Source organism: Vibrio mangrovi (genome assembly GCF_024346955.1).
In the GTDB taxonomy this organism is placed as follows: Bacteria; Pseudomonadota; Gammaproteobacteria; order Enterobacterales; family Vibrionaceae; genus Vibrio; species Vibrio mangrovi.
On record NZ_AP024883.1, the window covers coordinates 1603215 to 1622905 of the forward strand.

Here is a 19691-nt window from a genome sequence, read left to right on the forward strand (position 1 = left end):
CTAATCTGCCAGCATGACCTGATCGTCAGTTTCCAGTGAGGTAATTTGTTTCATATCGATATGCGTACGGAAACCGTGAGACAGCGCCATCTGAAATACTTCTCTTGCTTCTTCGATTGAAGAAATACCGCCTAAGCTATAATTCTTATCCGCTTGTGACATGGTGAGAACGACGGTTTCGGCAAGGCAGGCAAGGGTGACACCCGAATCCAGATTAACAATATTTAAACGGCCGAAGCGCAAATCTGCCGGCATACGAACCAAACCACCTTCATAAGCAGTAATATCACTCCGGCTTTGTATCACTTCCTGAAGAAGATCTGAGGGTCGTGCGACATCACAGACAATGGCATTCTTCGCTAGTAGTCCGGGTTGGATAAACGCTTCACCATTACTGGTTGCAGTGATCACCACATCGCATTTGGGCAATGTTTCTTCGACATGGTTGCTCAGCAGAATCGGGAAGTCATCCAGTTGACCGTAAACATCCAGATAGTGGTCTCGTACGGCAACGAATAACTCCCGGTATGCATTTTCAGGGTAATGCTGTGAGTTTTGATCAATCGGCTGAGAGTTAATGATCTCTTTGGTATTTATACTCGTCAGTTTCTGGAAAACCGGACTGACCAGATTCACGATTGGGTTCTCAAAGAGTTTAAATAACAGCTCGCCTGCAACGACTTCGAGCTTTTTGACATTTGCGCCGTTCCGGGCATTACCGATCAGCATGATTTTCTGAAATTCTGCGCCGATATCGAGCAGACAAAGCCGGCCAACAGAACCTGAAGCTCCAACAACCCCTAGTGTTAACTGGTCAAGGTGAATTGATTTTTTCTGGCTGATTTGACGAATACTGTCGGTACTGGTGAGTGCAGTGAAAGCATTACCGGTTGTTACAGGTGTGCCACAGTTTTCAACGGCTGTACCACTGCGGGTAATCACGGACGTAAATGCTCCGAGGCCGATAACACTGGCTTCTTTCTCCTGAGCCAGCTCAACATAGCTTGCGATCAGGCGTTCTTTTTCTGCTTTAGACAAAGACATCATTTCGCTGGGCGTCAGCATGCTGAAGAGTAACCAGCCATCAACATAGCCACCGTTATTCGATGGAATACAGGGCATATAATAGGCTGAGGCCGCTTCATTGTATTGGGATTTTGCTTTATCCATCCAGTCCAGGATTTTTGCCGTTTCTTCTTGGTTATACGCATTCTGACCGCCGGGCATACAATCCACAGAACTTATTTCATTCAGCGGATGAACCAGAAAGCAGAATGTTCCCAGTTTAGGGCCAGATGCGACGGCGTGATTATCCTTGTAAGTGTGAGAAGAGACGTGTGATGGCTCGGGTTCAAGATCAATGGCAACACGCAGTATTTCGGAATATCTGTTGTGAGTGATTAATTCTCCAACATCTTCCAGTGCATGAATTAATAAATCTATTTCTTTTTCAGTAACATAGTAGCAAGGCTGAATACGCAACAGATTTTTGTTGTTCAGCGCGAACATGGTGAAGAGATTATGGCGGTTCAGTAAATAACCCGAAACCAGAGCAACAATAAATCCATGATCGGTTAATGACTGACACGCATAAGACTCTTCATCGTCCCAGTCTTGCAAAACCAGCCCTTGCATCAGACCGATGCCATGGTTAGACGTAAATGCCTGCGGGTATTTTTCCACCAGAGCAGATAACTGCTCGGCCAGATAGCGTCCGGTCTTTTGAACATTGGCTAATATGCTGTGATCCTGAACCAGTTTGTTGATGACTTCATAGCCGACAACTGTTGCCAGATGATTGTTGGCAAATGTTGAACTATGGCGTTGACCAAAATCTTTTGACCATGCTTTTTTATTTGCCAGACAGGCACTGATCGGGATCATGCCGCCACTGAGTGTTTTAGAAAGTAATAATATATCGGGTTCGACCTGTTCATGTTCGCAGGCAAATAGTTTCCCCGTACGACCAAGGCCCGTTTGTACTTCGTCGACGATAAACAGCGTGCCATATTTTTTACATAACTGTTCGCAGCTTTTCAGGTATCCCGGAGTTGGCGTGATCATTCCGCCTTCTCCCTGTACCGGCTCGACAATAAAAGCCGCATATTGTTTAGATGCCAGTGCCTGTTCTAATGCTTCAGAATCATCATATTCAACATGGGAAAATGACTCATGAACCGGATAAAAACATTCACGGTAATATTCATTTCCTGTCGCTAAAACCGCCGCCATTGTTTTTCCATGAAAGCTGTTCCGGGTTGAAAGAATAGCTTCGCGTTTGGTTTTTGCCTTAGCCATCTTGATCGCGATTTCTACTACTTCGGCACCAGTACATCCAAAGGTGACATATTCCAGTCCTTTGGGGGCGACTTCAATTAATTTGCGGGATAGTCTTATGGCACCTTCTGAATGAAATGGCTGAATCATTATTCCAGGTGATTTTTCTTTTTCTTCAATTAATTTTTTCCATAAAAAATCAGGATTATGACCAAATGGAACTGCACCGAACTGAGTTGTGAAATCAAGGTATTTATCACCATCTTCGCTATAAAGATATAAGCCGTTTGCGCTGGTGATATTTTTATTAAATTTAATAAGTTCAAGGAGTTTGGTTCTTTCTATACTTAAATGCCTGGACATGACGGTGGTCTCTCTCAAATTATATAGGTTCTATTGGCTTGTCAGTCATAGACGGACAAGACGCTTAATTAGTATTTCTGTGTGTCGGTGAATTGTTTTTAGAATAATCCCTCTAATAATTTTTGTGATGTTGGGGTAATGGTTAACCTTCATCTTTATTCAAGATGAAAAAGCGTAAAATAATGTAAAGGTGGAATTGTATTCATTCCCGAATATTATATTATTGATTATACATTTATTTGGTTTATATTACCTTTTGCTTATTAATCAGCTATATAATATTGCTCATAAAACTCTATAATATTCTATCTGTTACTTAATTATAAATTGCCGGGTTTTAAATTTATCTTGAATGGAGTTGTTATGTAAATTTAATCATGGCTGACATGGTTATCATTATTTTAGTATTTTTGTTTTATTAATGTTGAGTGCCGGGCAGGTTAGATGGACTCTATTTTTAAGTCAATGGAGAAATATATGTAAAGAGTGTCTTTATACTTTTATGTGATTTTGTGTCAATAGTTTTGCTATATTTTCTGATAGAAATGACTGTTTATTTTTATATAAAATCATCATTGAAAACTAAATTTCTGAGTAAGTCATAAATAAAATTCACTGGCGGGGAAAACAACTTTTTATTTAAAAATCTCCTTTGTTCGGTGCTTTTCTCTTCCATGATCTCTGTACTTACTTATCTATATGATGTTTTATTATCGTGTTACAGCCGTTATATTGTTTACGAAAGATACAGATGGATTCAGTGTAATCAAGGCCAGACAGAGCCAGGGAGTATCAGATGAAATTAACTTGTCACTGTGGAAACGTAACGCTTGAGTTGAGTGAAATGCCAACGGAGGTTGGCGATTGTAACTGTTCTATTTGTCGCCGTTACGCTGCATATTGGGCATATTTCTCTCCGGATCAGGTGCAAATCACTACGAAAAAGCCAACGGTTTTCTACTGCTGGGGCGACAAAGAAGTCGAGTTCCATCGCTGCGACGAATGTGGTTGTCTGACTCACTACATAACCACTGAAAAATGTGCGGAAAATATTTTAGCCGTCAATATGAGAATGGCTGAAAGTGAAGTGCTGTCAGGGATTCCGGTCAGGAAGATCGATGGCGCATCGTTTTAGCGGTTGGGTTTTTCGTTTGTGGTGGAATGGTTTTCTTTCATCCAAACGGAAGGTACCTCTCGCATCAATGAATCAATAACATAGGCCATAACCGAACGGGAGCGTAATGCCGGTGCAGCTCTTAGCCACATGATGCTAAGTTTTGGAAGCCAGAGTGTCGCGGCTGAAGTTGAAATTGAAAACCAGATGGTGTTTTATCATAAGTAGCGGAACACCAGAGCTGAATGCCCCGACATTGTTATAAGTTTTGATTCCTGAAATGTCCGCATCAACGTTCGGCAACGGTGCTTCGCGTCTGTGAAAAATGAAATGGAATTAGGATGACATCATATGGATATGAAAACGTATAAGGGAAGTTGTCACTGTCAGGCAGTACAATTTGAAATCACTACAGATTTTCCTGAGCTGACGACTTGTGACTGTTCTATTTGCCAAAGAAAGAATGCGCTCATGGTAAAGGTACATGAGAATGAAATGAGGATATTGTGTGGTGAAGAATCTTTAGCTACCTATCAGTTTCATACTCACACAGCAAAACACTATTTTTGTAAGGTCTGTGGAATATACCCATTTCATAGAAAAAGGGTGACGCCGGATTATTTCGGTATCAATGTTTATTGCTTAGACGGTTTTGATGCGACAGGTATTCCGGTCAGAGCTACGGATGGCATTGGCATGGCGTGATCGCCTCTACAATGCATCTGATAAAGCGAAAGCGTCAATTGTTAGTGTTGAGATAGCTATCCCAACACTAACTGACTCGCAGATTTGCGTTTATCTAAGGTGGTTTTGTGGCAGTTGAGATTGCCCTAAGACCGCGACGATCAGGATGAAACCATCCTCTTGGGTATAATATGTGGTGTGTTTGCCCACATGGAAATAGAAACCACTGCGATATATCTCATCACATTTTTTTCCTAATCCCGGATTGTTGGCTAAAGTCTGAAATCCTGAAAGTAAAATAGTTTTATAGTGACGCCATTGTACTTCTGAAAAGTTTTCAACCGTGTAATTTTTGATTTTAAGCAAGTGCTCTTGTGCGAGATAGCTTAATTTATATGGTTTATTTTGCATATGATAGGTAAAGCTAATTCAAAGCGAGTTCAGGAAATTTTCACCATCAATAACGGTTCCATTGGTCAAATCTTTTTGGGCGGATTCAAAGCAATGCTTGAGGTAGTCAGCTTTCATCGCTTCAAGTGCTTCAAAGTCGTGAATTGACATCACAACAACGACATCTTTATTGTTTTTACTGATTTTTACCGGTTCACGCTGAGCGTTCATCAGAAGTTCTCCAAAATTTCGTTTTGCATCATTTGCTGTGAGTGTGCGCATTATCAGGCTCCATATATTGGGATACATCAGATTGTAGCGCAGCATGCAAACAGGTCAATTTAATTAAATCGTGCGATTTGTGCTAAAAAGGTAAGATCACGGAGAATCAGGACAGCTCCTCTATCTCTTCTGAAAGATAGATTACATGCTTTTCCCATCTAACTAAAACCTAACTATATGAACTTCATCGCATTTTCTTTGGTAACGGTGATAAAATCACAAGTGATGGTGTTTTTGGTGAGCGGGCTCGATTATGCTATAACGGTAAGAACGGGTAACTATCTGAATAACATTACCTAACTGAACGTCACATTAACTCATGTAAATAAAAAGCGTCTTTATGAAAACTTCACTCGATCATCTTCCCGAACGTAAACAGCACGATCTTGCGCTGATTTCGACGATTCTGCGCGATACGCTGGAGGAGTTTATCTCCGGGAAGAAGGGGAGTAAGTCAGAATTCCAGATCCTGAAAATCATTCTGTTTGGCAGCCATGCCAAAGGCGGTTGGGTGAGTGATATTCCCAATGGTTACGTCAGTGACTATGACATTCTGGTGATTGTGAATCAGTCGGCGCTGGTGGAAGAAGATTTAGTCTGGCGACGCGCAGAAGAGCAGATCGATCGCAAAGTGAAAAGTGCACCGTTAGGCTTGATTGTCCACACTTGGCAGGAAGTGAACGAACAGCTCCGGCAAGGTCACTATTTTTTCAAGGATATCCGGCAGGAAGGAATCGAAATCTTTGCCGCCACACCGAAAGAGCTGGCGGAGCCGGGGCATCTGAGTGATGAAGAGATGCATCAAATTGCGTTGAGGCATTTTGAACAATGGTTTCAAAGTGCAGGGGAGTTTTTAGAATTCTCAGATATTGCCATAGAAAAAGCTTATGTGAATAAAGCCGCTTTTGAACTACATCAAGCCGCAGAGCGCTTCTTTGCCTGCACTTTACTGGTTCTGACCAACTACCTGCCCAAAACCCACAATATCGAAAAGCTGAAAAAATACTGCGCCGAGCAGGATCTTGCTTTTGCCGATATCTTCCCGATGGACGACAAATTCCGCCGCCGCAGTTTCCGCCGTCTGCAACGCGCTTATATCGATGCCCGTTATTCGATGCATTATGAAATCACCGAAGCAGAACTGGTGTATTTGCAGGGGGAAGTGGAGAAGCTGAAAGGATTGGTGGAACGGGTTTGTTTGGAGAAATTGGGGGATTAATTGGTTCTTACCGTTTCTGTCGCTTTCTGCTGCTCTTTTGGCTCTGAGGTATGATGCACGATTAGCTTTGTGGTTTCAGTTACATCGGTGTCATGTGCGCCAGTTCATCTTTGATAGATCAAAGACGAACCAGAAAATCTTTTTTGGTTCCGGGCATGTGGTTCAGGTCGGTTCTATTCGCTCCTGCTCATAAGAACCTAAAATTTCGTCCTGAAATTTTTCCTTTGTTCAGTGGATTTCTTTCCGTTTTGTTCAAGTTTGCTTTATCAATGTGATATTGCCGATATCGAAGATGTGTCATTTTGATATTGATTTTCTGAAACTTTCCCGTAGCCTGCTTGATATGCAACAGAATGTAAATCTGTCGATTAGGATGAATTTGCTCTGAATCGGTATCTGATGATGAAGGAGGTTAATAATGGCATTGTATCCAGCAAGTCCCGAAGGGGTTTCAGTTGATGCAAACATGAAAATGATCCGGAATAAGTTTGGGCGTATCGTTGGCCCTATCGATTATTATTGGTTTTTTGAGCAAGTAAGAAATAAAGGTCCCTGGGATTACAAACAAGCCGGGCCATTTGAAAACTTTGGGAATTTTCATTATGGTGCGGTAGGTTATGCGGGAGGAATTCCCGAAGACATATTACTGAGAGCCGCAGGTTGTGCGCAAATGAGAGCTGGTACGTCTGTAGATAGTTGGGATAGTTGCTGGGGCGATAAACCGTATGGAGACGACCCAACCGACCAATACTACATATCATTAGGAATTGAATATGCAAAAAATAAAGGCTATTAGCTTAATTTTCTTTGGCGCTTTACTGGCTTATATTGCATCAAATCTGTTCCAGCCTACAGATAATCTGGATCAACAGATTCTCGATGTGGCTCTCTCTGATACTGTGTCGGTTGTTGGTTTTCGAAATAACAATGGCAATGCGACAGTTTCCTATAGCTACAATTTTTATGTTCGCTCGGAAGGTGAAGAACTACCATCACCATTTTTAATCTCCGGTACGCCCGATGTGAATGTTACCGCGAAAGGTGCGGATTCATTTGCATTAGATATTACCGGGAAAATCTATCAATTTACCAATATTGTATGGATCAACAAAAATGGCAGTCTGCTACCTATCCATGTTGAATTGGTTGCGAAGAATGGTTGAGTAAACGTATCGTAGGCTTCAGCTCCGAGGTATGACGCACGATTAGCTTTGTGGTTTCAGTTACATCGGTGTGATGTGCGCCAGTTCATCTTTGATAGATCAAAGACGAACCAGAAAATCTTTTTTGGTTGACTTGGTCACCAGTGGTTCAGGACCAGATTTTACGGGCATCCTGCCCGGAAAATCTTAAAATTTCGTCCCTGAAATTTTTCCTTTGTTCAGTGGATTTCTTTTCCGTTTTGTTCAAGTTTGCTCATCTATGTGACGTAGTCACTCCCAAAGAAATGTCATGTTTATGTTAATTTTTGCTGGAAATTTCCAGAAATATATTCAATTCTATGTATGGCAATCAGACACCCAATCGTAAACAAGATGAATCTGGCCCGAGCAAGTTCTCGGATGGCGGTAGCGTTGGTGGATGAGATATTGTTCGGTTTCAGGGTGATTAGGTTGGTAGATTAGATAGCATGATGCCGTAATTTCTTCTAAGTTCTCATAACTTAATTGAATTTTTATCTTTAATTTCAACGTTATATGTGACATTGAATTATAGTGCTACGGTTAGATATACAGAATTATGAGAGAAAATTATACGGCAGGGTGTCTAATGTTAGATAGAAACTGTCTGTAATTATCACATTGGTTATACAAAATTATTAGTGAAAACAACGTGATATAAAAAGTAATTCTATATTTTCTGCCTAATTTATACAGATAGAGTCTAGTTAAAAGGTACTGTTAGGTTTTCGGATCATACACGTTCAATGTAAATTAGGAGGAAGTTATGGCAGGCAGGGCTTTTGGTTTTGATTACAAGGAAGAATGGCTTGAAAATGAAAGACTAAGACAAGAAAATTCAAAAGAAAACTGGATTTATATTGGTACTGATGTACAGCGACCAGATATGGCAAAAATAGGACTAACTACTGGCTCCTTGGGTACTAGGGCGAGTGGAAGCCAAAACCCTTTTTATACTCTGCTATGCGCATTTAAAATAAAAGCTGGAGTTAAAAAGGAACAAGTCAAACATATTGAAGATTCAGTCAAAGTATTTTTGAATCAGTCTTATCAGTGTATAAATCATGAGGGGTCAGGTCGTGAATCTGAGTGGTTTTATGTATCGCCATACGAAATGAGAGGGATTGTACATGACTACTTATATGAAAACTTCAGTTGGGAAATGTACTGCTATCATTGCCATATAAGAGATATTGGAGTGATTTATTCTTGGGAAAATGCAGCTTTGCTGCAGAATACACGTCGTGCTCCGTATCAAGCAAATGACTTAAGCTCACCACCGGTAGACCCCGATTGTTACATGCCCGGTGGTTGTGGTCGTGACTGTGATTGTTGGGATTAATTATATCCGAGTAGTCTCTAGCAACAAAATCTAACAAACTGTTCAAGAGGGATTCGCAACGCGTGGCATTTTTACTATGCGTTGGTTTTAGTGTTTAAGGTGGTATGCGGAGGCTTCGGTATTGCGTTGCTCACCCTTTAACAGGGTGTTAGAAATAAAAGGAGATCAACTCTTTGGCAGCAAGAGATAAGGCAATTCAAGGCAGAGAGGATATATCAAGATTTGTTGTACATCTTACGAGGGATGATTATAAAGATTTTGATTTTGGCTCAACTGCTGATGAGAATTTTAGGAACATTATTGAAGAACGTTTTATTGGTGCATATAGCGCGCATTGTATAAATGCACAACAAATTCCAGAAGACGCAGAAAAATCATTTTATGTAGCGTGTTTTTCAGAAGTTCCGCTAACTCAGCTTCATTTACTTACTAGAAAAATGGAGGGGAGGAGAACAGAGTTAAAACCTTATGGTATTGTATTCTCCAGAGAATTTATCCTTTCTAAAGGAGCTCAGCCAGCAATTTATATTAATTCATATGGTGATAACACTGATATAAGAGATGCTGTAGATTCACTTTTTGATATGGCGAGGAGAACCGGATTTAAAAGGGGGGAAATACGAAAAATATTACCTTACTTGAATGCTATGCATGAACGATATGACTTTACATGGGAAAGAGAGTGGCGAATCGTTGGTGGTATCGCGTTTAGACCAAAAGATGTTGTAGCGGTAATTTTACCACTTGAAGAAGAATTAGATTTGAGAGAAGAATTTATAGAAAAAGGAATTCCAGTTCTTTCTCCTGGTTTAACTTACGAAGAAATAGTAAACCAATTTTCTCTACAACAAAAAGCAACAAGGACTGCTTGGATTAGAAATAAAAAGCGCCGTAGCAGAAAATAATTTCTAACAAGTCGAATCATTTGACAAAATAATTGTCACGCAAAGGAGAAAATAATGCCATTACCAATTATTTTATGGGGCTTAGGTGCTGCTGTCGCAGCTTATGCTGGTAAAAAGGGCTATGACTATTATTCAGAAGAAAAAGAAAAGGAAAAACGCGATAGGCGTGCAAGAGAACGACAACAATATGAAGAAAAAGTTTCTAAAGCCAAATTGGCTTCCGAGGCATTCGAATCTCAATGGGGAGAGCGTTTTGAATCTCTTCTATTAGTTGATTCCAATATATGGATGAATCGTGATTATGAGGATTTTTTTAAGAATCTTGAATGGGTTATGAGTCGATTCGAAAGCAGCATTAAAATGTCTTCAGTTCAGTTTGATGAAATGATTAATTTGAAAAATCTGCCTTATGACAACCCTAAAAGTAAGCTTGCAAGATGCGCATTAGCAAGAATTGAATATTTTCAGAATATTGATTTAATCGAAATAATTCCAATGGGTCTAAACGCTAAGAAAAATGCATATGCTGATCCAGATATTATTGAAATTTTGGTTGATTCTTTAAAATTACATTCTGCTATGACTTTGGTTTCTGATGATCGCGAACTCAGAATTAGAGCAAATCAAATCTTAAAAGACAAACAAGCTCCTGATTTCAAATCAATTATGGGTACAGAGCTCCATAAGGAAATGAAAGAATACCAAGAAAATATTCAGTTCTTGAGCTAACAAGAAAATTAAATCGGACTAAAAATGTTTGGCTTGATTTGCTGCGCTCACAAGTATAGCCAAGCATTTTTAGCCGTTTATTTAAGCGTTAGCTTTTCAGCGCTGAGCAGAGAAGGGATTTATGGCAAGAACAAATAAAATCAGAAAAGAAAAGCTATCTATCTATTTGGCGAGAGATGGCTGCAAGCCAGATTCTGATGTTATAAAGCTAGAAAATGCTAAGCAGCCTATTGAAATAGACTTGCCTGAAGCAGAATCAGCCCGTCTTTACATAAAAAAACAGCCACCCAAAAATTCTCCTCCTTGGACTAAATTGTTTACAACAGATAGTCAAGTTGATGTTTCTGAATTTGGCACTTCTTCAAATGTAGGTGCTGTATTTATAGTAAGAGTATCAGGGGCTACATTTTTACTGTCTTTTGGAACTGGTTTTCACTTGTTAAAACAAGAGTCTATCGAGCGTGATTTCGGTTTAAAGGTGACGCTCAACTCGGTAGATCCTGACAAGCTGAGAAGTTTGGATAAAGCCAGCTATGATCACAACCCATTGAATTCAAGAACTCAAAGCACTCGGGATGTAGATATATTTAATCTTCATTTAGATTCGGAGATGGAGATGCTTTACGCAGTAACAGGCACATCATTAGTAAAAGAATTTGGTAGTCATGTAACTGGTAGGGATGCCTTGACAATAGCAGTGGAGACCAACCTTTCAAATATACCTGCGATTCTTTCAAAGGCGATCACACAATATCGTTCTAATCTTCCAGACAAATTTAGCTGGGTAGAAAATATCAATAGAGTTCGGGACTATGACGAGATTGAAATACTAGATCTGGAACTAGATCAATACTTGAGCAGTAACAATGTTTCTAATTTCTGGTTAGGGGAACCGGAAATAGTAGATTGGGAAGGTCAAATTGGCTATTCATTTGATATGTACCAGAAAACCCTTCGTCATGTAGTTTTATCTTTCGATGACTATATAGCATATCTTGGTGGTGTTACTCCTACAGTTGAGTTAATGAAGAGCAACGTTGTTCACGTAAATAACAGTGAGTATCAGTCTGTAAAAAGTTGGCCGGTTTACCGCTGCTTATATGCTGAAATTAAATTTGGAAACGGTCATTACATTCTAAGAAATGGTGTATGGTACAAAGTAAACTGTGATTTTGTGTCAGCAGTTGATGACTACCTCAGCGATATTGATATTCATCCATTCTCATTTCCCATATATTCTCATGATGATGAGGGCGACTATAATGAGCTGGTTGCTAAAACAAACAGCGGTTTTTGTTTGATGGATAAAAAGAATATCCAAATTGGTGGACCTTATGACAAATTAGAGCACTGTGATTTAATAAAGGGTGGAAATGAATTTGTTCATGTAAAATTATACAGAAGCTCAAGCACACTCAGCCACCTTTTCTCTCAAGGATTTGTGGCTGCGGAAGCGTTTATAAAAGACCTTGATTACAGAGAGAAACTGAACCCGAAATTGCCTGCATCAATCAAATTGTCTGACCCCAAACCAAGGCCTGAACCAAGTAAATATAGGGTGGTTTATGCAATTGCTACGACCAAGGATATACCTAAAGAGCTCCCATTTTTTTCAAAGGTTACATTAAAGAATTCTTTAAAAACATTAAGGGCATTAAATTACAATATTTCTCTATCTAAAATAGATATTGACCCCCATTGGTTAAAGACTAAAAAGTGCAAGCCAAAGAAAAACTAACAAGAGACTATACTCCCAATAAAAACCTCACCGTTCCCGAAACCGAATCTGCTCAGCAACTCTACCTAAATTGAAAATGGAGATACGTTGGCTGAGCTCTTGTAGTCTGGTTGCTGCCCCAAAACACTTTATGACTCACTCTCTGTCTTTTGTTGTGTCCCAAGTTTCAGGGGCGAAATTTCATAAGCCAGCGTTTTTCGGTAAGCGAGTTTGTAAATAAACACGACTAATGCTGAAGCAAGGATAAACAGTGAATAAAAGTAAGGGACGGATTTGATGTGGCGTAGGGCTGTCAGCCAGACGCCTCCGGGTGGAACCCAGTAAAGCGGTAATGTTCCGATGACAGAAATCAGGAATGCCCAGAAAAGTAACCATAAGAACAGTTTCACCAGCACATCGGCATGATCAAGCAGTTTATCTTTTGTCGCGAAAACCCAGAATACGGCAATTGCCAGTGACATTCCGGCGACTGATTTGGCGTTTGATTCTACATAAGGGTAAAGCTGTAATTCAGTCGAGTAGTCCAGATTAATTGAAAAGTATCCCAACACGATATTTACGATAAATACAAACTGAGCGCCCCAGAATGGAAAATGGAGCAGTTTCATTTTCTTCAATAAAGGAAAGCCGATGAGAAAATGCCAGGTTAAAAACCATCCGGCCCAGCCAATTGTATAAGTCGTCAGTGCTGTCATTGCATTATTCATGGCATATCTTGTGTAATTCTCTTTGACGGATAAACCGAGTAAAACAGACTTCGATCATGCATACTACGTTGATTTCCCCACTCATTCGGGCAAAATCACGCAAGTAATGATGCGGAGGAATTTATGACGGCATGTCTTTTTATCGGTGGTGCGCGCAGTGGGAAATCACGTTATGCGGAGCAGCAGGCGTTGGCGCTTCTGGAGCAGCGTTTGTCTGAAGGTGCGGCGGCCCGGTTACATTATGTGGCGACGGCGATTGCGTTTGATAGGGAGATGCAGCAGCGGATTGAACTGCATCAGCAGCGGCGCGGGCCGGAGTGGTGTAATCATGAATCGCCGGTTTTGCTCGCACAGACACTGGCGCAGTTTCAGGCGCAGGATGTGGTGCTGGTTGACTGCCTGACGCTGTGGCTGAACAACGTGATCTATAACGAGGGTGAGACAGCTACGGTAGCGATGATTGAGCAGCAGGTGCAGGCGCTGGTTGATGTGCTGAAGGATTCTCCGGCGACGATTTTATGTGTTTCCAACGAAGTCGGTTTGGGTATTGTGCCGATGGGCGAAGTTTCCCGGCTGTATGTGGATCATGCCGGGTGGATGAATCAGGCGATTGCGGCGGTGGCAGAACAGGTGACTTTTATGGCCGCCGGTCTGCCGATGCAACTGAAAGGTCGCTGATTTACGCAGCGTGCGAAAAGATCTCGCCCAATGCCTGTAATAACTGCTGGTTGTCCTGATGGGATTTGATCGCCACCCGGTAATGCCGGGCTGATAAGCCGGGGTAGTTGGCGCAGTGGCGGATCAGAATTTTGTGGTGCATCAGCGCATCCTGCAAATCCAGATCGGGCTGATTAAGGCGGAAGAAAATATAGTTGGCGGTCGGCGGATAAACCGTCAGCGCGGGCAACTGCGATAAGCCCTGATACAAAGCGTGTTGTTCGGCTTTCAGCCAGCGGTAGGTTTGCTTGGCATAAGCGTGATCCTCAAACAGGATTTCTCCGCCCAGTGCAGCGAATGCATTGATGGTCCACGGCTCCCGGATATCCCGCAGCGGCGTAAGCACCTGCTGGTTGGAAGAGAGCAGATAGCCGAGACGCAGCCCCGGAATGGCGTAGAACTTGGTCATCGAGCGGAGCAGAAACAGGTTGGGAAAGTCACGCAATGCTGCGGTCAGCCCCGGATTCTCCGGGATAAAGTCGATAAATGATTCATCCACAAACAGATTAATATTCAGTTCTGCGGTACGTTGCAGCAAACGCTGAAGTAACGTTGTTTCCGGCATCAGCCCGGTCGGGTTATTCGGCGTACAGAGAAACAGACAGTCCAGCCCGTCATGCAATGCATCCAGCAGACGTTCCGTCACCTCAAATCCTTCTTCTTCCCGGAGCATAAAGGCTTCAATGTCACACGAGTAACGGGTCAGTGCCCGGCGATATTCAGCAAAGGTCGGCTCGACGATCAACGCCCGTTGCGGGCGGGTTTGCTGCACCCACTGGAAAATCAGCTCCGTCGCGCCGTTCCCGGCGACAATATAATTTTCATAACTTTCCGGAGAAGTATTCTGCTGCGGCCAGTGATGACGGGCAATCGCCTGATGTAACTGCTGATAATCGATATCCGGATAACGTTCCACACAGGACATCTGGTCAATGATGGCATCCCGGAGTGTCTGCGGCATGCCAAGCGGATTGATATTGGCGCTGAAGTCCAACAGATCTTCGGCGTTCAGTCCGTACTTTTCCGCCATTTGTCGCGTATTACCGCCATGTTGCCCGCTCTTTGCCATGTCTTAATACTTCTGTGCCATATCTCTGTGTGAATGGCTGACAATGTAGCGGATTCCTCCCTAAAGCTCCAGTGATGAGTTAATACGTCTGTGCCTGTGTTCTATGCCACCACCGGAGCCTCTAAAAACTGCCGGATATGTTGTTGATTACCATTCGGATCTGAACCCTGAGCAATGTCGTAACACTGCTGGGCGGTCTGATGAACCAGCCCGGTGAGGGCTTTATCCAGTTTACCGTCATTGGCCATTTCATCAATGATAGTCAGTACATCTGTCAGTGACATGCCTTCCCGGTAAGGGCGGTTCTGCACTAAGGCCTGAAAGACATCAGCGACTGCAATAATTCTGGCTTCGATACTTAGCTCCTGTTTTTGTGGGTGGAAAGGGTAACCGACACCATTCAACCCTTCGTGATGGAATGCAGCCCAGCGGGCAATCTCTTCCATTCCCTGAATATGACGCAATATCTCATAAGTCTCATAACTGTGCTGATTGATGATGGAGCGTTCGATATGGTCGAGCGGGCCGGGTTTTTCCAGAATTTCATCGGGAGTGAGCAGTTTGCCCAGATCGTGCAGCAATCCGGCGATTTCGATACGGATACATTGCTCGGCAGACAGGCCATAAGCCTCGCCAAGAAAGCGGGCAACATCGGCAACTCTGACCGAGTGTTGTGCGGTAAACTGGCTCTTCTGGTCAACGATATAGGCCAGAATCAGTGAAAGGTGTTTGATCTCATTGAGAGACAACATATGGTTACTGGCTAAGCGTCCCATATCCCAGGTATAGCGGGTGACATGACGATTTTGCAGCGCAATCCAGAATGCTTCCGAATCGCTGGCCTTGTGAAATGCATCGACCAGCACCGGATCAAAATAGCTGCCGGAATATCGATTGATTTCTTCGTGAATATCCTGGCAGGCGAGAAGAATATCGCTTTCATAGTGAGCGGCGCCCAGCACATCAATCCGATCGGCAAGATAAATCAGATTTGCCATCTGGGCATCGTAGAAAGAGAGGTTCAGGGCAGCCAGTTCCTGCCAGGGTGTGTGGTGGTAGCGTATCGGCAGGGCAAACTTTTGCAGGGGAGGAAAGTCTTTCAGCAGGCGATAACCGATCTCACAATGGATGTGTGCATCTTTCCAGTTAAAATGGTTGACCAGATTCTGGTGCATCTGGGTGGTCGATACCCCGCAATCGTGGAGCATTCCCAGTTCAAATACATATTGTAAGTCACTGTCACTCAGGCCGATCTTTTGCCCGAGCTGGCTGGCAATATAGCCGACCCGTTTACCGTGATTGGTGTCATCGACCCCGACCAGCGAGACAGCGGTTTCAATGGCGAGAATCATCTGTCTGAGATCGACGTTCAGGGTAGTATTTGGTTCCATCAGATTCCCCTTCAGACTTGTCATTACTATATATTCAGCATAGTTCACTCTGAGGAGAATCCTGATGGTTTTGATATGTACTCCGGCACGTTATTGGGACAATCTCCCGCTATTGATGCAAAGAATATTATCCGTTTCCCTGTGTTCAGTTTTCCCAGCGATAAATCGTCCAGTGATTTTTCCCTTCAGCCTGTTGGTGGAGTTGTGCTGCCGGGTTGATGAGATAGACATAATCGGCCTGCTGACACAATGGCAAGTCATTGATTGAGTCGGTGTAGAAGTGAACGGCTGAAAAAGGCTGTGGCTGAGCTGCGACCCAGTTGTTCAATCGCTGGATTTTGCCTTCCCGGTAGCTGGGAATACCGTGGATCTGCGATGTGTAGCAGTTATTCTGCTCCACGAGATCGATGCCCAGCGCCTCAGAAATACCGATTTTTTCCGCGACCCGGTGGACAATAAAACTGACGGTGGCGGAGATAATCAGCATTGGTGTGTCCTGTTCGGCTAACCGGTCGATAATGCTTTGTGCTTCACGGAAAACCCGCGGCAGCACCCGCGTGGTGACACATTCTTCAACCAGCGTATCCACAGTATTTTTCGGCAGTTGAGCCAGCGGTTCGAGCGTAAAATTGAGATACGTTTCCATGTCCATCTTTCCCGCCGCGTACAGATCCATCATGTAACGGTCCTGCGTTAGAAAATCCGGGTCGGTGACAATCCCTTTATCGACTAAAAATTCGTTCCATATCACAGAGCAATCCCCGTCGATCAGGGTGTCATCCATATCGAAAACGTACAAAGGGTTGGACATATTAATTTCTCACAGGTTGTATTTCGTTCAGGTTAAATAAAAGTTCCAGCTGATGTCCAGCCGGAAGCAGTCTTTCTGAGGAGCGGTTGAGCAAATCAACGGTCAGGTGTTGTGAACCGATAGCCGTGGTATAGCGGATCACATTGCCCAGTAACTGATGACTGATCACGGTGGCCGCTTTCGGGGCAGAAATATGCGCGCCATACTGCCGCCCGGTTTCTCTGACGTAAATCGATTCGGGACGAATGGCAACCTGACCGGAACAGTCGATGCCGAACCAGTCTTTGGCCGTCGGTGCATCAATGAGATTGTAGTGGCCCATAAATCCGGCGACAAAGGTGTTGACCGGTTGAGTATAAATACTTTCTGGGCTGCCTTGCTGGACAATCTCTCCCTGATTCATCAGAAAAATCCGGTCGGAAAGCTGCATCGCCTCTTCCTGATCGTGGGTGACAAAAATAGTCGTCAGCCCGAGTTCTTTCTGAATGTCCCGGATTTGCTGGCGCAGATTCTTCCTGATTTTGGCATCCAGTGCCGAAAGCGGTTCATCCAGCAACAGAATCCGCGGCCGCATGACCAGTGCTCTGGCTAACGCGACCCGCTGGCACTGACCGCCGGAAAGCTCATGCGGGTAATGTCGCTCTTTTCCTTCTAACTCAACCAACTTAATAAAGCGCTGAATTTCTTTCCGGGCAGTTTGTTTGTCCATGCCTTTCATTTTCAGACCGAAGCCAATATTGTCGGCCACAGTCATATTGGGGAACAGTGCATAAGACTGAAACACCATGCCGATTTCCCGTTTCTGCGGGACTTCACGGGAAATGTCGTTGCCGTTGACCCAGATTTCTCCGCCGTCGATTTGATCCAGTCCGGCAATGCTGCGCAGCAGGGTTGATTTCCCGCATCCGCTGGGGCCGAGCAGGGTGATGAATTCACCTTTTTCGATAGTAAAGTGAATATCGGCAAAAACAGTTTGTTCACCGAATGCTTTGGTGAGTTGGTTAACGTGGACATAGCTCATTGTTGGGCTCTCATGGTTGTACTCTCATCGCTGTACTCTCATTGCCGGGCATCCCGGTTAAAGCGGCTGGCAAGCCAGGTACAGAGAAAAATAAACAGGAAATAGGTCATTACCAGCGCGGAAGTAAAGTGGCCGCTGGTCTGGCGCATGTTATACAGATAAACCTGCAGGGTTTCGTAACGGGTGCCGACCAGAATATTGGCAAACACAAACTCACCGAGCAGAAAAGAGAATGACAGAAATAGTGAAGCCATCAGTCCTTTTTTCAGGTTCGGCAGAATAATCAGCAGAAACGCTTTGGTGGTGCTGGCGCCGAGCAGATGGGCGGCATCAATTAAATCGCGCAGATGAATTGCCAGCAGGTTATTGGCAATGGCCCGGTACATAAATGGCAGCGCGATGGTGAAGTAAGTTCCGATCAGAATCCATGGCGTGCCGATCAGAGAGAGATCACTGTCGGCGTAGAGTTGTAGCAATCCCACGGAAGAGACAACCGGTGGCACGGCAAAAGGCAGCAGGATCAGGATATTCATCACTTTATCCAGTTTCGGATAGTAATAGAAAATGACGAAAATCATCGGTACAACCAGCACAGTTGCCAGCAACAGCGCTGCGATACAGACGAACAGTGAACGTCCGAATGCGGCCAGAAAACGGGGATCGGCAAGTAACTGTAAGTACCAGTCGAAGGTGAATCCTTCGGGAAGGATGGTCGCGCCCCATTGTTGCGCCAGTGCATAAGCAAATGTCGCCGCAATGGGAATCAGTAAGATGGTGAGAATCCCGTAGACGACACTTTTGTGGTAAATCAGATTAGTGTTTTGCATCAGAACCTCTGGTCTTTCTGCTCTGGGTCTTTTCACTCTGGGTATGGCCGCTCTTGGTGATCAGCCATTGGTTGACCACCGTCACCAGCGCCAGAATGGCGATCAGTAATACGGAGATTGCCGCAGCAAGGTTGGGTTCGAGGAACAGGTCGCCGGAGACCAGACTGGCAATCCGGATGGTGATCAGATTGTAGTTCCCTAAGGTGAGTGCATACGCACTGGCGTAAGCACCGATAGCGTTGGCAAACAGGATAATGAAAGTCCCGAACAGCGCCGGGGCAAGTACCGGCAGGGCGATTCTGAGCCAGTACTGACGTGTATTCGCGCCAAGCAGAGCCGCGGCTTCCTGCCAGTCTTTTTTCAGCGCATCGAATGCCGGATACAGCAGCAGTGCGCCGAGCGGGATCTGAAAATAAGTGTAAATTGCCAGCAGTCCCCAACGGCCATACAGATTGAATTCATCCAGAATACCGAACTTGCGCAGTAACAGCGTGAGTGCGCCGTTGGTGCCGAGAATAATGATAAAGGCGAATGCCAGCGGTACACCGACGAAGTTGCTGCTCATATTGGTGAAAGCAATCACCATATCGCGGATGCGACTGTTGAGATGGCGCAGAGATGACACCAGCAATGCAGCGATAAACAGACCGGCCAGACTGGACCAGAAAGCAATCCACAGACTGTTACCGAAGCCCTGAAGAATAAAAGGGGAGTCGAAAATCTCCCGGTAATTTTCCAGTGAAGCCTGTGTGCCGTCGCTGAAACTGTTGGTCACGACCCACAGCATCGGGGAAAGCTGGAAAATATAGAAAAACACCGCAAACGGGATGATCAGCAGTAATGGCTGCCATTTTTTCAGCCGGGCAAACCGGGTGACCGAATGGCTGTGCCGTACAGGGCTGATTCGCATATCATGAGTTTTCA

Annotated in this window: 20 protein-coding genes; 10 read left to right on the forward strand and 10 right to left on the reverse strand. The window is 43.8% G+C overall.

Annotated features, from left to right (window positions below):
* On the reverse strand, positions 1–2640 hold the full coding sequence (locus OCU74_RS07230) for an aminotransferase class III-fold pyridoxal phosphate-dependent enzyme (protein WP_087479086.1): 2640 nt from the start codon (positions 2638–2640) through the stop codon (positions 1–3).
* Between the two features lie 796 nt (positions 2641–3436).
* Here OCU74_RS07230 and OCU74_RS07235 point away from each other — a divergent pair.
* Together OCU74_RS07235 and OCU74_RS07240 are read left to right on the forward strand one after the other, a co-directional pair.
* Positions 3437–3775, forward strand: a complete 339-nt coding sequence (locus tag OCU74_RS07235) for a GFA family protein (protein WP_087479087.1) — start codon at positions 3437–3439, stop codon at positions 3773–3775.
* Positions 3776–4105: 330 nt separating this feature from the next.
* Positions 4106–4459: a GFA family protein gene (locus OCU74_RS07240; protein ID WP_234993510.1), complete on the forward strand. Its 354-nt coding sequence runs from the start codon at positions 4106–4108 to the stop codon at positions 4457–4459.
* A 90-nt stretch (positions 4460–4549) separates the two neighbouring features.
* On the opposite strand, the gene OCU74_RS07245 is transcribed toward OCU74_RS07240, so the two are convergent.
* Both OCU74_RS07245 and OCU74_RS07250 read right to left on the reverse strand, forming a co-directional pair.
* The gene (locus tag OCU74_RS07245) at positions 4550–4849 is read right to left on the reverse strand and encodes a type II toxin-antitoxin system RelE/ParE family toxin (protein ID WP_087479088.1); all 300 of its coding nucleotides are present in this window, start codon (positions 4847–4849) and stop codon (positions 4550–4552) included.
* An 18-nt stretch (positions 4850–4867) separates the two neighbouring features.
* The gene (locus OCU74_RS07250) at positions 4868–5110 is read right to left on the reverse strand and encodes a type II toxin-antitoxin system Phd/YefM family antitoxin (protein WP_087479089.1); all 243 of its coding nucleotides are present in this window, start codon (positions 5108–5110) and stop codon (positions 4868–4870) included.
* Between the two features lie 340 nt (positions 5111–5450).
* Here OCU74_RS07250 and OCU74_RS07255 point away from each other — a divergent pair, with 340 nt between their 5' ends.
* The 7 genes from OCU74_RS07255 (at position 5451) to OCU74_RS07290 (ending at position 12224) form a co-directional block, all read left to right on the forward strand.
* On the forward strand, positions 5451–6329 hold the full coding sequence (locus OCU74_RS07255; RefSeq protein ID WP_087479090.1) for a HEPN domain-containing protein: 879 nt from the start codon (positions 5451–5453) through the stop codon (positions 6327–6329).
* Between the two features lie 418 nt (positions 6330–6747).
* Positions 6748–7125, forward strand: coding sequence for a polymorphic toxin type 44 domain-containing protein (locus OCU74_RS07260; RefSeq protein ID WP_087479091.1), 378 nt, complete (start codon positions 6748–6750; stop codon positions 7123–7125).
* Entirely contained in the window at positions 7103–7492 is a 390-nt protein-coding gene (locus OCU74_RS07265) for a hypothetical protein (RefSeq protein WP_087479092.1), read from the forward strand. Before OCU74_RS07260 ends, OCU74_RS07265 begins: the two co-directional genes overlap by 23 nt.
* Positions 7493–8276: 784 nt before the next feature.
* Positions 8277–8852 (forward strand): GIY-YIG nuclease family protein, encoded by a 576-nt coding sequence (locus OCU74_RS07270; RefSeq protein ID WP_087479093.1) that lies wholly within the window; start codon positions 8277–8279, stop codon positions 8850–8852.
* Between the two features lie 173 nt (positions 8853–9025).
* Entirely contained in the window at positions 9026–9757 is a 732-nt protein-coding gene (locus OCU74_RS07280; protein ID WP_087479094.1) for a hypothetical protein, read from the forward strand.
* 54 nt (positions 9758–9811) lie between these two features.
* Positions 9812–10486 (forward strand): DUF3824 domain-containing protein, encoded by a 675-nt coding sequence (locus tag OCU74_RS07285; RefSeq protein WP_087479095.1) that lies wholly within the window; start codon positions 9812–9814, stop codon positions 10484–10486.
* A gap of 121 nt (positions 10487–10607) precedes the next feature.
* On the forward strand, positions 10608–12224 hold the full coding sequence (locus OCU74_RS07290; RefSeq protein ID WP_087479096.1) for a TIGR04141 family sporadically distributed protein: 1617 nt from the start codon (positions 10608–10610) through the stop codon (positions 12222–12224).
* Positions 12225–12352: 128 nt separating this feature from the next.
* Here the strand turns inward: OCU74_RS07290 and OCU74_RS07295 are convergent, their stop codons facing one another.
* Positions 12353–12931 (reverse strand): hypothetical protein, encoded by a 579-nt coding sequence (locus OCU74_RS07295; protein ID WP_087479097.1) that lies wholly within the window; start codon positions 12929–12931, stop codon positions 12353–12355.
* Positions 12932–13054: 123 nt separating this feature from the next.
* On the opposite strand from OCU74_RS07295, the gene cobU reads away from it, so the two are divergent.
* A complete protein-coding gene (cobU, locus tag OCU74_RS07300; protein WP_087479098.1) occupies positions 13055–13609 on the forward strand; it encodes a bifunctional adenosylcobinamide kinase/adenosylcobinamide-phosphate guanylyltransferase in 555 nt (184 codons plus the stop codon).
* Position 13610: 1 nt separating this feature from the next.
* Here the strand turns inward: cobU and cobD are convergent, their stop codons facing one another.
* The 6 genes from cobD to OCU74_RS07330 form a co-directional block, all read right to left on the reverse strand.
* Positions 13611–14717 (reverse strand): threonine-phosphate decarboxylase CobD, encoded by a 1107-nt coding sequence (cobD, locus tag OCU74_RS07305; RefSeq protein ID WP_087479099.1) that lies wholly within the window; start codon positions 14715–14717, stop codon positions 13611–13613.
* Positions 14718–14818: 101 nt separating this feature from the next.
* Complete coding sequence (locus OCU74_RS07310) at positions 14819–16108, reverse strand: HD-GYP domain-containing protein (protein ID WP_087480055.1); 1290 nt, start codon at positions 16106–16108, stop codon at positions 14819–14821.
* A gap of 145 nt (positions 16109–16253) precedes the next feature.
* Positions 16254–16919 carry an HAD family hydrolase gene (locus tag OCU74_RS07315; RefSeq protein ID WP_087479100.1) on the reverse strand — a complete coding sequence of 222 codons (666 nt, stop codon included), beginning with the start codon at positions 16917–16919 and terminating at the stop codon, positions 16254–16256.
* Between the two features lies 1 nt (position 16920).
* A complete protein-coding gene (locus OCU74_RS07320) occupies positions 16921–17940 on the reverse strand; it encodes an ABC transporter ATP-binding protein (RefSeq protein ID WP_087479101.1) in 1020 nt (339 codons plus the stop codon).
* Between the two features lie 38 nt (positions 17941–17978).
* The gene (locus OCU74_RS07325) at positions 17979–18767 is read right to left on the reverse strand and encodes an ABC transporter permease (RefSeq protein ID WP_087479102.1); all 789 of its coding nucleotides are present in this window, start codon (positions 18765–18767) and stop codon (positions 17979–17981) included.
* Positions 18754–19677 carry an ABC transporter permease gene (locus tag OCU74_RS07330; RefSeq protein WP_087480056.1) on the reverse strand — a complete coding sequence of 308 codons (924 nt, stop codon included), beginning with the start codon at positions 19675–19677 and terminating at the stop codon, positions 18754–18756. Before OCU74_RS07330 ends, OCU74_RS07325 begins: the two co-directional genes overlap by 14 nt.
* Positions 19678–19691 lie beyond the last annotated feature (14 nt).

What these genes read in the sequence shown, in the direction of transcription:
- OCU74_RS07265 (WP_087479092.1), top strand. Translation starts at nt 7,103, where the DNA reads ATGCAAAAAATAAAGGCTATTAGCTTAATTTTCTTTGGCGCTTTACTG.
- OCU74_RS07260 (WP_087479091.1), top strand. Translation starts at nt 6,748, where the DNA reads ATGGCATTGTATCCAGCAAGTCCCGAAGGGGTTTCAGTTGATGCAAAC.
- OCU74_RS07270 (WP_087479093.1), top strand. Translation starts at nt 8,277, where the DNA reads ATGGCAGGCAGGGCTTTTGGTTTTGATTACAAGGAAGAATGGCTTGAA.
- OCU74_RS07240 (WP_234993510.1), top strand. Translation starts at nt 4,106, where the DNA reads ATGGATATGAAAACGTATAAGGGAAGTTGTCACTGTCAGGCAGTACAA.
- OCU74_RS07235 (WP_087479087.1), top strand. Translation starts at nt 3,437, where the DNA reads ATGAAATTAACTTGTCACTGTGGAAACGTAACGCTTGAGTTGAGTGAA.
- OCU74_RS07325 (WP_087479102.1), bottom strand. Translation starts at nt 18,767, where the DNA reads ATGCAAAACACTAATCTGATTTACCACAAAAGTGTCGTCTACGGGATT.
- cobD (WP_087479099.1), bottom strand. Translation starts at nt 14,717, where the DNA reads ATGGCAAAGAGCGGGCAACATGGCGGTAATACGCGACAAATGGCGGAA.
- cobU (WP_087479098.1), top strand. Translation starts at nt 13,055, where the DNA reads ATGACGGCATGTCTTTTTATCGGTGGTGCGCGCAGTGGGAAATCACGT.
- OCU74_RS07315 (WP_087479100.1), bottom strand. Translation starts at nt 16,919, where the DNA reads ATGTCCAACCCTTTGTACGTTTTCGATATGGATGACACCCTGATCGAC.
- OCU74_RS07250 (WP_087479089.1), bottom strand. Translation starts at nt 5,110, where the DNA reads ATGCGCACACTCACAGCAAATGATGCAAAACGAAATTTTGGAGAACTT.
- OCU74_RS07310 (WP_087480055.1), bottom strand. Translation starts at nt 16,108, where the DNA reads ATGGAACCAAATACTACCCTGAACGTCGATCTCAGACAGATGATTCTC.
- OCU74_RS07255 (WP_087479090.1), top strand. Translation starts at nt 5,451, where the DNA reads ATGAAAACTTCACTCGATCATCTTCCCGAACGTAAACAGCACGATCTT.
- OCU74_RS07285 (WP_087479095.1), top strand. Translation starts at nt 9,812, where the DNA reads ATGCCATTACCAATTATTTTATGGGGCTTAGGTGCTGCTGTCGCAGCT.
- OCU74_RS07320 (WP_087479101.1), bottom strand. Translation starts at nt 17,940, where the DNA reads ATGAGCTATGTCCACGTTAACCAACTCACCAAAGCATTCGGTGAACAA.
- OCU74_RS07245 (WP_087479088.1), bottom strand. Translation starts at nt 4,849, where the DNA reads ATGCAAAATAAACCATATAAATTAAGCTATCTCGCACAAGAGCACTTG.
- OCU74_RS07295 (WP_087479097.1), bottom strand. Translation starts at nt 12,931, where the DNA reads ATGAATAATGCAATGACAGCACTGACGACTTATACAATTGGCTGGGCC.
- OCU74_RS07230 (WP_087479086.1), bottom strand. Translation starts at nt 2,640, where the DNA reads ATGTCCAGGCATTTAAGTATAGAAAGAACCAAACTCCTTGAACTTATT.
- OCU74_RS07330 (WP_087480056.1), bottom strand. Translation starts at nt 19,677, where the DNA reads ATGCGAATCAGCCCTGTACGGCACAGCCATTCGGTCACCCGGTTTGCC.
- OCU74_RS07290 (WP_087479096.1), top strand. Translation starts at nt 10,608, where the DNA reads ATGGCAAGAACAAATAAAATCAGAAAAGAAAAGCTATCTATCTATTTG.